A 15468-nucleotide genomic window follows, 5' to 3' on the forward strand; every position below is an offset into this window, starting at 1 on the left:
GCCGGTCACTTGGCCGCGAGGTACTCGTCGTAGATCTCCTGGTACCCGCCGTCGTCCTGCAGTTCCTTCAGCGCCTTGTTGACCGCCTCGCGCAGCGCGTCCTTCTCACCCTTCGCGAAAGCGAAGCCGTACGACTCGTCGGTCGGGTAGGTCTCGACGATCTTGTAGTTGGGGTCGTCCTGCTCGTGAACGTAGTTGACCGGCTGGTCCTGGAGGATCGCGTCGATCTGACCGGCCTGCATAGCCGGCCACAGCTCGCCGTCCGACGGGTACTGCACGAGCTGAGCGCCCGGCGCGTTCTCACCGGCGTAGGACTCGCCTGTGGTGCCCTGCTGCACGCCGACGTTCTTGCCGTCCAGGTCATCGATGGACTTGATGTCCGAGTCGGCGCGCACGAGGAGCGACTGCAGCGAGTCGACGTAAGGGTCCGAGAAGTCGATGTTGGCCTTGCGCTCCTCGGTGATGGTCATCGCGGAGGCGCCGATGTCGCAGGTGCCTGCGGCGAGCGTCGTACCGGACTGCAGAGCGTCGAAGCCGACATCCTGCACGGAGAGCTTCAGGTCGATCTTCTCGGCGATCGCGCTGAGCAGATCGATGTCGAAACCGGAATAGCCGGTCTCGGTACTCGTGTCCTCGACCTCGAACGGCGGGTAGGGCACGTCCGAGCAGACCGTGAGAGTGCCCGGCTCGACGAGGCCGTAGTCGTCGCCCGCGGCAGGCGAGTCGCTGCTTCCCGCATCGGTCGATCCGGTGGCGCAGCCGGCGAGCGCGAGGGTGGCGGTCGCCACGAGAGCGAGACCGGCGATGAGGTTACGACGAGGCATGTCGGCTCCTGTGAGTCGAGGGCGAATGTGACGCCCGATGACGGGTAGGAGAACATCTAAACATGCGGCCCGTCGCGTGACCAATGACATCCGTGACGGACGTGTCACGTTTGTGTTGCAACTACGCACCCGAGCCGCGCGCGGAATCGAGTCTCGCGCAGCGTGCGACGGGGTCTCAGACCTCGAAGTCGACCGCGACGCGAGAGGCGACCACCGAGCGGATGTAGACGGCGACCTCCTCATGGGCGGGGTGCACCTGGTACTCCTCGATGGCCTCGACCGACGCGAAGTCCGCCACGAGCGTCACGTCCCAGTTCGTCTCGGGATACGCCGCGTTCGCGCCGGCCGAGATCGCGAGGAGCTGCGGGACGACCCCGTCGAGGGCGTTGAGGCGGCGCGCCACCTCGGCGGCCTGTTGGGCGCGCTCCGCGGAGTCCTCGGCGGCGAGCTTCCAGGTCACGACATGCCGGATCGTCACAGTGACTCCTCGAGTTCGGTGTTCGCATCGTCGCGGAGCGCCCCTTCGAGCGCCTCGCGCAGCCGGTCGGGTGCCACACGCCAATGGGCGTGCATCTCGCCGTCGATCAAGACGACCGGGATCTTCTCCCACCACAGCTGGTACAGCGCAGGATCGTCGTTGATCGAGGCTTCGACGATCTCGATCTGCTCCGCCGCAGCGTCAGGGAGTTCCGCGACGACCGCGTCGATCACATCGGAGGCCACCTCGCACAGATGGCAGTCGGGCTTGCCGATGAGGGTCAGCGTGGTCACGCCGACGGCACCTCGACGGCGCGGCCCTGCGAGATCCACTCGCCCGTGCCGCCCTCGACGTTGGTCGCGTCGAAACCACGCGACTCCAGGGCCTCGACGACTCTGGCCGATCGCCCGCCCGCCTGGCAGATGACGTCGAACGCCTCCGCCGGCAGCTCCTCGAGGCGGTTGCCGATCTCTGACATCGGGATGTTGACGGCGCCGGGCACGTGGCCCGCGGCGAACTCGTCCACCTCCCGCACATCGATGAGCGGGACACCGGAACGCTCGGCGAGCTCGGTGACGGTGATCGACTTCATGACATCCCTCTCGACGTTCGGAGACGCGGGCAGAGACACAAAGCGCCCGTCCGAAGACAGGCGCTCGTGTCCGGCCGCTTACTTCTTGTTGCGGCGCTGGTGGCGAGTCTTGCGAAGCAGCTTGCGGTGCTTCTTCTTCGCCATGCGCTTGCGGCGCTTCTTGATGACAGAACCCACGGAAACCTCACTAAGTCAGTGGCTGGGTGTCGCCGATAGCGGACACCCGGGTACGGGCACGGAAAAATGCCTCGGATCAGTCTAGCAAACCCGACGGCCTGCCCCGTGCGGGGTCACTCCGCGACGTCATCGGTCACGAGGAACCGCCACACGAGGGCGTGCCCCAGAGCCACGAGACCGATGAGGAGCAGCGCTTCGACCTGGATGCCCGTGAGCCCCAGCGGAGCGACGAGCTGGGGTGCGACACCGATCACGGCCACGGCCGCGTACACGATCACCGTGCCCACCTGGATCCAACGCACCGCCGACGACGTGCCGTCTCGCCCTGCCTGCGCGACGAGTCGGACCATCGAGATTCCGCCGACCACCGCGACGACGACGAAGGAGAGTCGCCACAGGAGCGGGCTCTCGGTGCCGCCCACCTGGGCGAAGAGCCCCATCAGAGCCGGCAGCAGGAAAGAGAGGTAGATGCCGCCGATCGTCCGGCGCATCGCAGGGTTCGCGGTCCAGTCGCGTCGCGCTCTGACCACGTTCCACCAAAGCCCGGTGAGCGTGAAGCACGTGGTGGAGAAGAGTGCGTAGAACGTGCTGACGTCCACGATCTCCTCCGGGCAGTCAACCGACGTCGGCGATGGGCCGCTGCAGGGCGTCGGCCACGGCCGACTCCGGCACGCGATAGCTCCGCCCGAAGCGGACGGCTGGCAGGTCCCCGGCGTGGACGAGCCGATACACGGTCATCTTCGACACGCGCATGAGCTCGGCGACCTCGGCCACCGTGAGGAATCTGACGTCTGGAACCTCGGGCATCCCACGTACCCCTTTCTCGATGTGCACACTCTATGGGGTAGCTGGGACGCGTGTAAACCCGTGTGACCCCTGTGATCAGTGGTGGGCGGCGAAGGTCGCGAACGCCCGCACGGGAAAGGTCCCGAATCCGCGCACCGCAGGCGGCGCGGCGGTGAAGCGCGCACCTCGCGCCGGAAGCGCGTCGAGTCGGGTCAGATGCTCCACCACGTGAACCCCGCCCGCGAGCAGGATGCTGTGCGCTGGACGCGCCCCTCCCCCCTCCGTGTCATCGATGTTCAGCGAGTCGATGCCGACGAGGCGGACACCTGCGTCGACGAGGAGCCTCGCGGCGTCCGCCGTCAGGTACGGCGCTCCCGTGGCGTAGTCCGGTGTGCAGAAGTGCCGATCCCAACCCGTGTCGAGGAGCACCGCGGAACCCCGCAGGTCCCGGTCCGCGAGGGTCGCGGCCGAGATCCCCCGCCGCTGGCTGCTCCACGCGTCGCGCAGGTGGAACACTTCGGCAGGCAGGCCGACCAGGGTCCGCAGGTCCAGCGCGGAGAGGTCGTCGCCGTCGGCGTACCGATGAAAGGGCGAGTCGAGGTAGGTGCCGGTGTTGCCGATCATCGTGATCACATCCATCGCGAACTCGGTTCCGGATGCGTACCGCGCGCGCGAGTCCTCTCGGGTGAGGTACGGGGTGATCGTCGGTGCCGGCAGACCGGGATACGTGACCAGCCCGGCCTCGATCGCGTGGCTGAGATCGACGACGCGCTCGTCCTGCTCGGTCGCGGCTGGAGCGGTCACACCCCGACTGCCGCGATGCTGTTCCTCGACGATCCGCAGAGCGCGGAGTTCGATGTCGCTCACGAGCGCCAGACCGAGGTGGCGGACGAGAAGCGTGCCGATCGCGTCTCGATTCAGGTCGGCGCTCGGAAGGTCGATACGGAAGCCCTCGCCGCTGATACCGCCGCCGTTCGCGAACGAGATGTCGAAGTCGAAATGCGCCCTGTACTCAGCCGTCATATCCACATCATGGCAAGGTCGCGCGGCACCCGGGGCGGTCAGGCCGGTTTCTTCGCCTTGGCGACGCGGTCGCGCGCCTCGCGGAGCGTCTGCCGCTCGAGCTTGCGGGCGGCACGCAGCGCCTTCTCCGCCTCACGCACGGCTTTCTGCGCCTCCTTGAGCCGACGGTCTCCGGCGAGCTCGGCGGCATCGAGCCCGACCCAGTCGGCGGCTGCGGCATGAGCGTCGCCGCGATCGAGTCCGGCGATATAAACGGCCACGCCGTCCAGTGTCCGCTCGACCGCGAAGCGGAAAGGGTCGGCCTCGGAGAGGAAGACACCGTCGTCGATCCCCCGGCGGAGCGCGGGGAACTCCTCCGCCGTGATCACACGATCGAACAGCGCCGCCTCGCGGGCCGCGACCTCCTCCGGTGCGAGCCCTGACGACCGGGACTGCTCCGTGTACCCGGCCTGCACGATCCCGCACCAGCGCGCATGGCCCGTGACTGCCAGCGCCACCGCCATCCGCTCCTCCGCGTTCAGCGGGGTGTCTTCCAGAGCCGAGAGCCCCGCATCCAGCCAGGCCGAACTGTGCGGCGTGATCGGCGAGCCGGTGATCGGGAGCGACAGCATCCACGGATGGCGGAGATAGAGGAGTATCTGCGCCTCGTAGAGCGCCAGCAGCCGACCGCGCCAGCCGTCGATCTCGAGGTGACTCTCGGGCGGGAGCCCCGTCGCCTCCTCCTGCATCAGCAGCAGCAGATCGTCCTTCGCGGTGACGTAGCGATAGAGCGACATGGGGGTGAAGCCGAGTTTGGCGGCGACCGCGGCCATGGAGACGGCTCCGATCCCCTCGGCATCCGCCAGCTCGACAGCCGCGTCGACGATCTTCTCGACACTCATCTCGCGCTTGGGTCCGCGCTGGGGATTCGCGGCGACGCCCCACGCGAGCGCGATCCCGCGTGGCAGCTCGGGCAGCTCGGTCTCGGTCATGGCCCCATCCTACTTCTGTTTATTTAATAAACAGTGTGTTACTGTCATACGCAGTTGCGTTGCTCATACACAGTTTCCTACATACACAGAAGGGATGATCCGATGGACACAGCCATCGAGGTACGGGGTCTGCACAAGGCCTTCTCCGGGAAGACGGTCGTCGCCGGCCTGGACTTCGAGGTCGGCCGTGGTGAGGTGTTCGCTCTGCTCGGCCCCAACGGAGCAGGCAAGACCACCACGATCAACATCCTCACCACGCTCACCGCCGCAGACGCCGGAACAGCGACCGTGGCCGGCTGGGACGTACGCGCCGACGCCCTCGAGGTCCAGCAGCGCATCAGCCTCACCGGTCAGTCCGCCGCCGTCGACGACGCTCTCACCGCCACCGAGAACGTCATCATGTTCGCTCGACTCGCCGGCCTCCGACGGGCAGCCGCACGACGCCGGGCCACCGACCTCATCGCCCAGTTCGGCCTCGCCGATGCCGCTTCGCGAACGGTGCGGACCTTCTCGGGAGGAATGCGTCGACGCCTTGATCTGGCTCTCAGCTTCGTGGTCACCCCCGAGGTGCTGTTCCTCGACGAGCCGACGACCGGCCTCGACACCCGGAGCCGCCGCGACCTGTGGAGCATCATCCGAGTGCTCGCGTCCGCCGGGACGACCGTCTTCCTCACGACGCAGTATCTGGAAGAGGCCGACCAGCTGGCCGACCGGATCGCCGTGCTGCACGACGGCAGCATCGCCGCGATCGGGATACCGGCCGAGTTGAAGTCGCGCATCGGCGGCGACACCGTCGAGCTGCACGACGACCGTGGTGAGCTCCGCCGCGAGATCCCCACCGACGGCACGGTCGCCGACCTGCGGCGAGCGCTCGACCTGCTCGACCAGGAAGGGGAGGACGGCATCGTGACGCTGCGTCGCCCCACCCTCGACGACGTGTTCCTCGCGGTCACCTCCCCGTCGTCCGACGCCCGCACCGTGAAGGAGCTCGCATGAACATCGCCCTTGCCGCACCGCGATCGACGGCATCCGCACCCCCACCCGCACCTCCCCGCCCGCACCTGCGCGGCATCACCGCAGAGACGGTCTTCGTCGGCCGGAGCCTGCGCCACTCGCTCCGCGACGGTGAATCTCTGCTGATGGCGATCCTGCTCCCCGTGGTGCTGATGCTGATGTTCACGTGGGTGTTCGGCGGCGCGATCGACCCGTCCGGCGCCTACGTCGACTACGTCGTGCCGGGCATCATCCTCATCTGTGCGGGGTTCGGCGCCTCCTCCACCGCGGTGTACGTCGCGAACGACATGCGCACCGGCATCATCGACAGGTTCCGCACGATGCCGCTGCGTGCCAGTGCCGTCCTCACGGGTCACGTCGTCGCGAGCGTGTTGCGCAACCTCATCGCGACCGCGATCGTGATCGGCGTCGGGGTGCTCGTGGGATTCCGACCAGCCGCGACGGTCGGGGAATGGCTCGCCCTGACCGGACTGATCGCGCTGTACATCCTCGCCATCACCTACCTGTTCGCGGCGATCGGTCTCGCAGCCGGAAGCCCGGAAGCCGCCAACGGGTACGGCTTCATCCTGCTGTTCCTGCCCTACCTGTCGAGCGCGTTCGTCCCGGTGGCGAGCATGCCCGCATGGTTGCAGCCCGTCGCCGCGAATCAGCCGATCACGCCCATCGTCGAGACCATCCGCGGACTGCTGACGGATACGCCGGTGCAGGACGAAGCCTGGTGGGCGATCGGATGGTGCGTGGCCATCCTCGTGGTCGCCGTGGCCTGGGGATCGTGGCTCTTCCGCCGTAAAGCCGGACGACGCTGACGACCGCGTGATGCGGTCCCAGCGGAGGCATAGGCGTTGTGCGCCGTTCGCTCAGGCGCGGCTGCCATGGTCGGCACAGGACTTGTGCCGGCACCGCCGAGTCCGCGCGAATCTGGGGATTCGCGGCTCGCCCCTGACGACACGCCCCCTGTCGTCAGGGGCGAATCACGTCTGGGACCTCAGGCGCCGAGTCGCTTGAGTGCGCTGGTGACGACATGCTTCGCAGACGCCGCGGCACGACCGACGACCTCGGCTGCGTGCGCCGCACCATCCGGCAGCGGGGCACCGCCCGGGTAGTCGATGTCCGGCGCTCCGTCTCCGAAGGCGTCGACCAGGAAGGGGACGAGCCAGTCGTCGACGACCTCGAGCGGCTCGACGGCCAGACTGTAGAAACGTCGTTGCCCGTCTTCCCGCACAGACACGAGTTCCGCGTCGCGCAGCACCTTCAGATGCTTGGACACCGTCGGCTGACTGATCCCGAGGTCGGCGACGATCTGGCTGACGCTGGTGCCGGTCTCCCCTTCGGTGGTGCGTCGCAGCAGGAGCTGGAGGATGTCTCGCCTCGTACCGTCTGCGATCACGTCGAAGATGTCCGTCATGAGTTCAGGGTAGTCGCCCCCGGCACGGAGTACCATGACGAAGGCTCGGCGACTGGCGCCGTGCGTCCGAGGTCGGTGACCGAGGAAGAAACTCGAAGGGGGCAGCGATGTCGGGCATCGTTTCGGCGTCGTCCCCAGGACACCGTCTGCGCGATGCCTCCGGCCGTGTCAAGCACCTCATCACCTCGTCGCCCTCCCGCTTCGCCATCGCGGTGTTCGCGCTTCTCATCATGGTGTTCACGGTGCTCTTCTCGCTGCCGATCGCGGCGGCCGATCGCACCGTCACACCACTGAGCGATGCCCTCTTCACCGCCGTCTCCACGATCTGCGTCACCGGGCTGGCGACCGTCGACATGGCCAACCACTGGTCGCCGTTCGGCCATGTGGTGGTGTTCATCGGCGTCAACATCGGCGCGCTGGGCGTCCTCACGCTCGCCTCGCTCATGGGCATGCTCATCTCGAAGCGACTCGGCCTGCGGGCGAAGCTCATGGCAGCCGGCGACACCAATCCGCTGCGGGCGCACGGAGGCGTGGTCAACGAGAGTCAGACCGTCCGGCTCGGCGAGGTCGGCCAGCTGCTGACCACGGTCGCCGTGTCCGCCCTCATCATCGAGGCATCGCTCGCGGCGCTCCTCTACCCGGCACTCGTGATGGCGAAGGTCGACCCCATCGCCGCCCTGTGGGAAGCGCCGTACTTCGCCGCGATGGCGTTCACCAACACCGGATTCGCTCCGAACGACGGCGGCGTCGCGGTGTTCGCCGACGACTACCTCGTGCTCTCCCTCCTCATGGTCGGAGTGTTCCTCGGCAGCATCGGGTTCCCCGTCATCTACACCCTCGCCAAGCACGTCTGGCACGTGAAGCGGTGGTCGCTGCATTCCAAGCTCACCCTCGTGACGACGGTGCTGCTGTTCATCGTCGGAGCCGCGGTCTTCGTGATCCTGGAGTTCAATAACCCGAAGACGTTCGGATCGATGGATGCCGCCGACACGACGTTCCAGGCGTTCTTCCTGTCTGCCATGACTCGATCAGGCGGCTTCAACGTGATCGAGATGGACGATCTGAACGGCTCGTCCCTGCTCGCAGCGAGCATGCTGATGTTCGTCGGAGGCGGTTCCGCCTCCACCGCAGGTGGCATCAAGGTGACGACCCTCGCGGTCCTCGCGATCGCCGTCTGGTCGGAGGCGAAGGGACGGCAGTCCGTCGAGGCCTTCGGCCGCCGCATCCCGAGCGATGTGCAGCGGGTCGCCCTCAGCGTCGTCGCGTGGGGCGCCACCATCGTGGCCTTGTCGACCATCGTGATATCGCAGATCACGAAGGCCGACATCAGCCACGTGCTGTTCGACGTGATCTCCGCGTTCGGAACGGTCGGGCTGTCGACCGGCCTCACAGCGGATCTCCCCGATTCCGCGTCCTACGTGATGGCCGCGACCATCTTCATGGGGCGCGTTGGTACAGTGACTCTCGCCGCGGCCGTCGCCGCGACATCGCGAACGCAGTATTACTCGCTGCCCGTGGAAAGGCCGATCGTTGGTTGAAGTCCTCCGGGGCGACGCTCCCGTCCTCGTCATCGGCCTCGGCCGGTTCGGCGCCGCCTGCGCCGGAGAGCTCGACCGCCTCGACCGCGAGGTGCTCGCGATCGACGACAACCTCGAGCTCGTGCAGAAGTGGTCCGACCGGGTCACGCACACCGTGCAGGCCGACGCCAAGAACATCGATGCCCTGCGCCAGATCGGCGCCCAGGACTTCCAGGTCGCCGTCGTGGCCGTCGGCTCCTCCATCGAGGCATCCGTGCTGATCACCGCGAACCTCGTCGACCTCAAGGTGCCGCAGATCTGGGCCAAGGCCGTCTCGCAGTCGCACGGCAAGATCCTCGCCCGCGTCGGCGCGAACCACGTCATCTACCCCGAACGCGAAGCGGGCGAGCGCGTCGCACACCTCGTCAGCGGGCGGATGCTCGACTTCATCCGCTTCGATGACGACTTCGTGCTCGCCAAGATGTACCCGCCGAAGTTCATCCGCGGGGTCGGCCTGAACGAGTCAGGCGTGCGCTCGAAGTACAAGGTCACGGTGGTCGGGGTGAAGAGTCCGGGCAAGCCCTTCCGCTACGCCGAGGCGAACACGATCGTCACCAACCACGACCTCATCATCGTCTCCGGCACCAACAGCGACATCGAGCGGTTCGCCGGCCTCGACCGCTGACGCCCCTCCCCCGATCTCTCGACTCCCCCGGGCGGTGGATGCGTCGCCGTCGGTCGCCGTGATGGGATGGGCGCATGACCGACCACGCTGTGGCTCCCCCTGTCCTCGCCCTCCGCGGGCTGCGCAAGCAGTTCGGGCCCAAGGTGGCCGTCGACGACCTCTCGCTCGACGTCCCTGCCGGTTCCATGCTCGGCCTGCTGGGGCCGAACGGTGCGGGTAAGACCACGACCCTCGCGATGACCACGGGCTTGCTGCGCCCGGACTCCGGGACGGCGTGGGTGCTCGGTGCGGACGTGTGGCAGGATCCCGCAGCGGCCAAGGCGCGCATGGGGGTTCTCCCCGACGGCATCCGCATGCTCGACAGGCTCACCGGTGCCGAGCTGCTGCGATACACCGGGCTGCTGCGCGGCATGGCCGAGGCCGAGGTCGTCTCCCGCAGCGGGGATCTCCTCGACGCCCTCGGACTCACCGACGCGCGGGACACGCTCGTGGTCGACTACTCCGCGGGTATGCGCAAGAAGATCGGGCTGGCGTGCGCCCTGATCCATGCACCGCGCCTGCTCATCCTCGACGAGCCGCTCGAAGCGGTCGACCCGGTGTCGGGAGAGACGATCCGCCAGATCCTGCGCTCGTTCGTCGACAGCGGAGGCACCGTCGTGCTCTCCAGTCACGTGATGGAGCTGGTCGAGTCGATGTGCGACCGGGTCGCGATCGTCGCCGAGGGCCGGCTGCTCGCCCATGGCGCGCTCGACGACGTGCGCGCAGGGCTCTCGCTGCAGCAGCGTTTCCTCACGCTCGTGGGCGCGCATGACCTCGGGACGGAGACGCTCGCGTGGTTGCGCTCCTCGTAAGCCTGCGCTGGCGCCAGCTGCGCCACCAGCTGTCGCGGAACCCCTGGATGATCGTCACGCTGGTCATCACCGGCATGATCGCCCTGGGATTCCTCGGCGGACTCACGGCAGCGCTCGTCGCGCTGCGATTCGCCGCGCCGGACGCCGCCGTCACCGCCATCGTCCTCGCCGGCGCCGTGATCGTCCTCGGCTGGTGGATCGGTTCGATCCTGGTCAGCGCCGACGACTCGCTGGCACCGGAGCGCTTCGCCCTGCTGCCGGTGACCGCCCGCACGCTGCTCCCGGGCTTCGTCGTCGCCGGAGCGACGACCGTCGGCGGCATCGGCACGACCGCGGCGCTGGTGCTCATGCTCCTCGGCTGGTCGGTGAACATTGCCGCACTGCTCACCGCCCTCCTGCTGATCCCCGTCGCCGTCGCGACCTGCGTGCTGGGCGCCCGTGTCGTGAGCGGGGTCCTCGCCGGGTGGTTGGCACGCCGCAGCACCCGAGACCTCGTACTGACCCTCGGCGTCGTGCTGCTCGCCTCCTCCGGCCTCCTGCTCAATCTCGGCATCGGCGCGCTGAGCACGGTGAGGGATGTCGGCGGAACCTTCGTGATGATCGCCGACATCGTCGGGTGGACGCCGATCGGTGCCGTCTTCGGGGTTTCCGCCTCCGCCGCCGAGGGCGACATCATCGGCGCCGCGCTCCGTCTCCTCATCGCCCTCGCGACGGTCGCCGCCCTGTGGTTCGCGGCGGGGGCGCTGCTCGCTGCTCGTCTCGTCGCCCCCATCCAGAGCAGCGGCGGCGGCCGTGTGCGCTCCGCCGGACTGCTCGACAGGGTGCTCCCGGCGAACCCGACGGGGGCGATCGCCGCGCGGACGCTGCGCTACTTCCGCCGCGACCCGCGGCAGGTCGTGAACATCGTGATGCTGCTCCTGCTTCCCGCGATCTTCATCGGGCTCAGCCTCATGAACGGGCTGCAGGCGGAGTCGGTCGGCTTCGCTCCGGTCATCACTCTGATCCCCTCGATCAACGCGCTCCTCGCGGGGACGATCGTGCAGATGGCGATCGCCTATGACAACGACGCGATCGCCGCACACATCCTCAACGGTGTGAGCGGCGCGGCCGATCGGGCAGGGCGCCTGCTCGGGTTCGGGATCATCGCGATCCCCGTGACGATCGCGCTGTGCGTCGCCACCTGCCTTATCGCCGGACGGTGGGATCTACTCCCCGGCAGCATCGGATCCGCCCTCGGGCTGACCACGATCTCAGCCGGTGCCGGAGCGTGGGTGGGCAGCTTCCTGCCGGGCAGAGCGCCCGCGCCGGAAGCCAACCCGTTCGGTCGCGGTTCGTCGGGAGGGGTGCAGTCCCTGCTCGCGATGATCATCATCGGACCGATCACGCTCGCACTCGGCGCCCCGGCGTTCGGCTTCGCGATCGCAGGGATCTGGAACCCGGTGTTCGGCTGGGTCAGTCTCGCGTGCGGTCTCGTGTTCGGCGCCCTCGCGGTGTGGGGTGGAACGGCCCTCGGCGGACGCATCCTGAACCGGCGCTGGCCCGAGGTCCTCGCCGAAGTATCGAGCGAGAGCTGACGCGGGCAGGCACCGCGCGACACGCAGGCACGCGACACGCAGATCCCCACGGCGTCGGGCGATCGCGCGAGATCAGGCGATCACGCGAGATCAGGCGATCACGCGAGATCAGGCCGAACGTGCTCGAATCGGCCTGATTCCGCGCGTGCGCCTGATTCCGCGTGTGCGCCGTTCGCGAGCGAGCCCGCATCCTCGAGTCAGCCTGACGGGTCAGGCGTCTATCTCGAGAACGATCTCGACCACGTCATCCACGCCGACGCCCTCGCGATCCTGAAGCGCCTTCTTGATGGGCACGATGTACCCGCCGTCCTTCGGCCAGAGCGCCGTGGTCACGGAGGTGGAGCCGATCGTGACCGACGCGGGGATCATCCCCCAGCCGTAGGTGACCACCGAGGCGACCTCGCGGATCATCTCGCTCTCGACCGGCGGCACGGTGACGAAGTGGAACGGCGCGGGTCCGCGCCAGAACCAGATCGCGCCCTCGATCCGCAGTCGCATGGGATCACCCGCCGGCGGCGAGTTCCTTCGCCCTGGCGAGCGCGGCAGCGGCGGCATCACCGAACGTGCGTTCTAGGTGCGCGTCCTGCAGCACGGCGACAGCGCGCTCGGTCGTGCCCTTCGGACTCGTGACGCGGCGGCGCAACTCGGCGGGGTCCTCGCCGGAGGCGTCGAGCAGAGCCGTGGCGCCGATGAACGTCTGCTCCACCATCAGGCGCGCATCCGCGTCGGCGAAGCCCATGCCGACTGCGGCCTTCGTGAACTCCTCGATCAGCAGGTACACATAGGCGGGCCCGGAGCCCGAGATCGTGGACAGCGCATCGATCTGCGACTCCGGCACCTCGACGACCGCTCCGACGGTCTCGAAGAGACTGCGCACGAGAGCGAGGTCGTCGTCGGAGACGGCAGCACCGGCGGCGAGACCGGTGACGCCCTTGCGGACGGTGGAGGGGGTGTTCGGCATCGACCGGATGACACGGGCGTCTGCGCCCAGCACCTCGGCGAAGGTCTGCAGTGTGACCCCTGCGGCGACGCTCACCACGATCGAATCGGCGGCGAGGTGCGGGGCGATCTCGCGGAGCAGGTCCGGCACCATCGCGGGCTTCACCCCGACCAGCACGATGCGCGCCTCACGGACGGCCTCGGCGTTGCCATCCGGCCGCTCGGCGAGGGCGATGCTGGTGACCCCGTCGATGCCCGCGAAGGCGGCGGCCTTCTCGGCCGTCCGGTTGGTCGCGGTGATCCCCCCGTCGATCCGGATCCCGGAGGCGAGCACCCCACGGAGGATCGCGCCCCCCATCGAACCGGCACCGAGGAAAGCGAGGGAAGGAAGGGATTCGGCCATGTCGTCATCCTACGGCGGGCACTCCCGCATCCTCAGGCGGGCGGTTCTAGACTCGTGACATGAGTGCATCCGGAGGCAACAAGGCCATCGTCGCGGCGTTCCTGGCGAACATGGGCATCGCCCTCGCGAAGTTCGTCGCCTGGGCGCTCTCCGGTTCCGCCTCGATGCTCGCTGAGGCCATCCACTCGGTCGCCGACGCGGGAAACCAACTGCTGCTCATGCTGGGCGGACGCAAGGCCCGCCGAGAGGCCGACCGCGCGCACCCCTTCGGCTACGGTCGCGAACGCTATGTGTATGCGTTCGTCGTCTCGATCATCCTGTTCTCGGTCGGCGGCCTGTTCGCGATCTACGAGGGCGTCGAGAAGCTCACGAACCCTCACGAGTTGGACAAGACCTGGTGGTGGCTGCCCCTCGTCGTGCTGGTCGTGGCGATCGGGCTGGAGTCGTTCTCCCTCAGCACCGCGGTCCGAGAGAGCAATCTCGTGCGCGAGAAGGGGCAGTCGTGGGTCTCGTTCGTCCGGCGCTCGAAGGCCCCTGAACTTCCGGTCGTGCTCCTCGAAGACGTGGGTGCGCTGACCGGACTCACCTTCGCGCTCCTCGGCGTCGGCCTCACCCTGATCACCGGGAACCCCGTGTTCGACGCGCTCGGAACCGTGATGATCGGTGTGCTCCTGGTGTTGATCGCGATCGTGCTGGGCGTCGAGACGAAGAGCCTGCTGGTCGGCGAGGGTGCGACACAGGCCGACCACGACCGGATCGTCGACGCCATCAACGCGGGTGACGAGATCGAGAAGATCATCCACATGAAGACCCTGTACCTCGGTCCGGACGAGTTGATGGTCGCCGCCAAGATCGCTCTCACCGCCGACAAGCCGCTGCGGGAGGTCGCCGACGATATCAACGCGATCGAGGCGCGGATCCGCGAGGCCGTGCCGGTCGCGCGCATCGTCTACATCGAGCCCGACGTGTACCGTCCTGCCATCGACCCCGAGCCCCCGACCGACGTCTTCGTCCTGAAGTCCTCCGACTGATCGCGGACCGTCGCCGCAGTCAGCGCCGCTGCGCGAAGAACGCGCGCAGGAGGGCTGTGGACTCCTCCGCCTCGACACCGCCGATGACCTCGGCACGATAGGGAAGTCGCCGGTCGCGCAGCAGGTCGTACAGGGAGCCCGCCGCACCCGCCTTGTCGTCCCACGCCCCGAAGACCACCCGGCTGATCCGTGCCTGCAGGATCGCCCCGGCGCACATGATGCACGGTTCGAGCGTCACCACGAGAGTGTGCCCCTCGAGGTTCCAGGAACCCACCGCCGCCGCGGCACCGCGCATCGCCTCGATCTCGGCGTGACCGGTGGGGTCATGTGTCGCCTCCCGGGTGTTGCGGCCCTCTGCGATCACCCGCCCCTCCGGGTCGAGGACCACCGCTCCGACCGGGATCTCCGACGCCGCGGCAGCCTCGACTGCGAGCGCGAGCGCACGGCGCATCGCGGAAGCATCGTCGTCGGACATGCGTCGAGCCTACGACAGCGACCGCTCTCGGTCGGGGCGCGATGTCGTGCGGGGACCTGCGGCGCATTACCCTGTATCCATGCGTGTTCACGTGGCCGACCACCCCCTCATCACTCACAAGCTCTCGGTGCTGCGCGACGCGCGAACCCCGTCGCCGGTCTTCCGGCAGCTCACGGAAGAGCTCGTCACCCTGCTCGCGTACGAGGCGACGCGCAATGTGAAGGTCAGCCCGGTCGAGATCACCACTCCGGTGACGACCACCATGGGTGTTAAGATCTCCGAGCCCCGACCGATCGTGGTGCCGATCCTGCGCGCGGGTCTCGGCATGCTCGAAGGTCTCGTGAAGCTGCTGCCGACGGCCGAGGTCGGGTTCCTCGGCATGGTGCGCGACGAGACCACCTTCGAGCCGACGACGTACGCCGAGCGTCTGCCCGACGATCTGAGCGACCGGCAGTGCTTCGCGATCGACCCGATGCTCGCCACCGGCGGTTCGCTCGCCGCCGCCATCCAGTTCCTCTTCGACCGCGGCGCGAAGGACGTCACCGCGATCTGCCTGCTCGGCACGCCCGAGGGCGTCGCCGCGATCGAGGCCATGGCCGGCGACCGTGATGTGACCCTCGTGCTGGGCGCGCTCGACGAGCGCCTCAACGAGAAGGGGTACATCGTGCCAGGACTCGGCGACGCCGGCGACAGGCTCTACGGCACGGTCTGACGACGTCCGCG

General features: G+C 68.1%; 21 protein-coding genes. 8 read left to right on the forward strand and 13 right to left on the reverse strand.

What is annotated here, in order from left to right:
- Nucleotides 1-5 precede the first annotated feature (5 nt).
- The 9 genes from AB0E56_RS16555 to AB0E56_RS16595 all read right to left on the reverse strand — a co-directional run bounded on the left by AB0E56_RS16555 (nt 6) and on the right by AB0E56_RS16595 (nt 4851).
- Nucleotides 6-824, reverse strand: coding sequence for a basic amino acid ABC transporter substrate-binding protein (locus AB0E56_RS16555; protein ID WP_359800807.1), 819 nt, complete (start codon nt 822-824; stop codon nt 6-8).
- 175 nt (nt 825-999) lie between these two features.
- Nucleotides 1000-1302: a Dabb family protein gene (locus AB0E56_RS16560; protein ID WP_359800809.1), complete on the reverse strand. Its 303-nt coding sequence runs from the start codon at nt 1300-1302 to the stop codon at nt 1000-1002.
- Nucleotides 1299-1595, reverse strand: coding sequence for a glutaredoxin family protein (locus AB0E56_RS16565; RefSeq protein ID WP_359800811.1), 297 nt, complete (start codon nt 1593-1595; stop codon nt 1299-1301). The genes AB0E56_RS16560 and AB0E56_RS16565 overlap by 4 nt, the downstream gene beginning before the upstream one ends.
- Entirely contained in the window at nt 1592-1894 is a 303-nt protein-coding gene (locus tag AB0E56_RS16570) for a rhodanese-like domain-containing protein (RefSeq protein WP_183151995.1), read from the reverse strand. The genes AB0E56_RS16565 and AB0E56_RS16570 overlap by 4 nt, the downstream gene beginning before the upstream one ends.
- Before the next feature lie 78 nt (nt 1895-1972).
- Entirely contained in the window at nt 1973-2071 is a 99-nt protein-coding gene (locus tag AB0E56_RS16575) for an AURKAIP1/COX24 domain-containing protein (protein WP_003792170.1), read from the reverse strand.
- A 113-nt stretch (nt 2072-2184) separates the two neighbouring features.
- The gene (locus AB0E56_RS16580) at nt 2185-2670 is read right to left on the reverse strand and encodes a hypothetical protein (protein ID WP_359800824.1); all 486 of its coding nucleotides are present in this window, start codon (nt 2668-2670) and stop codon (nt 2185-2187) included.
- A 16-nt stretch (nt 2671-2686) separates the two neighbouring features.
- Nucleotides 2687-2878, reverse strand: coding sequence for a helix-turn-helix domain-containing protein (locus AB0E56_RS16585; RefSeq protein WP_359800825.1), 192 nt, complete (start codon nt 2876-2878; stop codon nt 2687-2689).
- A gap of 75 nt (nt 2879-2953) precedes the next feature.
- Entirely contained in the window at nt 2954-3880 is a 927-nt protein-coding gene (locus tag AB0E56_RS16590; RefSeq protein WP_359800827.1) for a cyclase family protein, read from the reverse strand.
- A 38-nt stretch (nt 3881-3918) separates the two neighbouring features.
- Nucleotides 3919-4851, reverse strand: a complete 933-nt coding sequence (locus tag AB0E56_RS16595; protein WP_359800830.1) for a helix-turn-helix domain-containing protein — start codon at nt 4849-4851, stop codon at nt 3919-3921.
- Between the two features lie 102 nt (nt 4852-4953).
- Here AB0E56_RS16595 and AB0E56_RS16600 point away from each other — a divergent pair, with 102 nt between their 5' ends.
- Together AB0E56_RS16600 and AB0E56_RS16605 are read left to right on the forward strand one after the other, a co-directional pair.
- Nucleotides 4954-5847 carry an ATP-binding cassette domain-containing protein gene (locus AB0E56_RS16600; protein ID WP_359800832.1) on the forward strand — a complete coding sequence of 298 codons (894 nt, stop codon included), beginning with the start codon at nt 4954-4956 and terminating at the stop codon, nt 5845-5847.
- Entirely contained in the window at nt 5844-6671 is an 828-nt protein-coding gene (locus tag AB0E56_RS16605; RefSeq protein WP_359800835.1) for an ABC transporter permease, read from the forward strand. The genes AB0E56_RS16600 and AB0E56_RS16605 overlap by 4 nt, the downstream gene beginning before the upstream one ends.
- 179 nt (nt 6672-6850) lie before the next feature.
- Here the strand turns inward: AB0E56_RS16605 and AB0E56_RS16610 are convergent, their stop codons facing one another.
- Nucleotides 6851-7270 (reverse strand): metalloregulator ArsR/SmtB family transcription factor, encoded by a 420-nt coding sequence (locus tag AB0E56_RS16610; protein WP_359800837.1) that lies wholly within the window; start codon nt 7268-7270, stop codon nt 6851-6853.
- Nucleotides 7271-7377: 107 nt separating this feature from the next.
- Between AB0E56_RS16610 and AB0E56_RS16615 the strand changes: the two genes are divergently transcribed.
- From AB0E56_RS16615 to AB0E56_RS16630, 4 genes are all read left to right on the forward strand, one after another.
- Complete coding sequence (locus AB0E56_RS16615) at nt 7378-8808, forward strand: potassium transporter TrkG (RefSeq protein WP_359800840.1); 1431 nt, start codon at nt 7378-7380, stop codon at nt 8806-8808.
- Complete coding sequence (locus AB0E56_RS16620) at nt 8801-9472, forward strand: TrkA family potassium uptake protein (protein ID WP_021198064.1); 672 nt, start codon at nt 8801-8803, stop codon at nt 9470-9472. Before AB0E56_RS16615 ends, AB0E56_RS16620 begins: the two co-directional genes overlap by 8 nt.
- A 74-nt stretch (nt 9473-9546) precedes the next feature.
- Nucleotides 9547-10323, forward strand: coding sequence for an ABC transporter ATP-binding protein (locus AB0E56_RS16625; protein ID WP_359800842.1), 777 nt, complete (start codon nt 9547-9549; stop codon nt 10321-10323).
- Complete coding sequence (locus AB0E56_RS16630; RefSeq protein WP_359800845.1) at nt 10305-11897, forward strand: hypothetical protein; 1593 nt, start codon at nt 10305-10307, stop codon at nt 11895-11897. Before AB0E56_RS16625 ends, AB0E56_RS16630 begins: the two co-directional genes overlap by 19 nt.
- 210 nt (nt 11898-12107) lie before the next feature.
- On the opposite strand, the gene AB0E56_RS16635 is transcribed toward AB0E56_RS16630, so the two are convergent.
- Together AB0E56_RS16635 and proC are read right to left on the reverse strand one after the other, a co-directional pair.
- Nucleotides 12108-12395 carry a DUF1905 domain-containing protein gene (locus tag AB0E56_RS16635; RefSeq protein WP_359800848.1) on the reverse strand — a complete coding sequence of 96 codons (288 nt, stop codon included), beginning with the start codon at nt 12393-12395 and terminating at the stop codon, nt 12108-12110.
- A gap of 4 nt (nt 12396-12399) precedes the next feature.
- The gene (gene proC, locus AB0E56_RS16640; protein ID WP_359800850.1) at nt 12400-13239 is read right to left on the reverse strand and encodes a pyrroline-5-carboxylate reductase; all 840 of its coding nucleotides are present in this window, start codon (nt 13237-13239) and stop codon (nt 12400-12402) included.
- A 59-nt stretch (nt 13240-13298) separates the two neighbouring features.
- Here proC and AB0E56_RS16645 point away from each other — a divergent pair, with 59 nt between their 5' ends.
- Complete coding sequence (locus tag AB0E56_RS16645) at nt 13299-14270, forward strand: cation diffusion facilitator family transporter (protein WP_359800851.1); 972 nt, start codon at nt 13299-13301, stop codon at nt 14268-14270.
- 19 nt (nt 14271-14289) lie between these two features.
- Here AB0E56_RS16645 and tadA read toward each other — a convergent pair whose 3' ends face one another.
- Nucleotides 14290-14745, reverse strand: coding sequence for a tRNA adenosine(34) deaminase TadA (tadA, locus tag AB0E56_RS16650; RefSeq protein WP_359800853.1), 456 nt, complete (start codon nt 14743-14745; stop codon nt 14290-14292).
- Nucleotides 14746-14824: 79 nt separating this feature from the next.
- Between tadA and upp the strand changes: the two genes are divergently transcribed.
- On the forward strand, nt 14825-15457 hold the full coding sequence (gene upp, locus AB0E56_RS16655; protein WP_220173979.1) for a uracil phosphoribosyltransferase: 633 nt from the start codon (nt 14825-14827) through the stop codon (nt 15455-15457).
- The last annotated feature ends 11 nt before the right edge of the window (nt 15458-15468 follow it).

The sequence above is a fragment of the Microbacterium sp. NPDC028030 genome (genome assembly GCF_040637855.1).
Classification (GTDB): Bacteria; Actinomycetota; Actinomycetes; order Actinomycetales; family Microbacteriaceae; genus Microbacterium.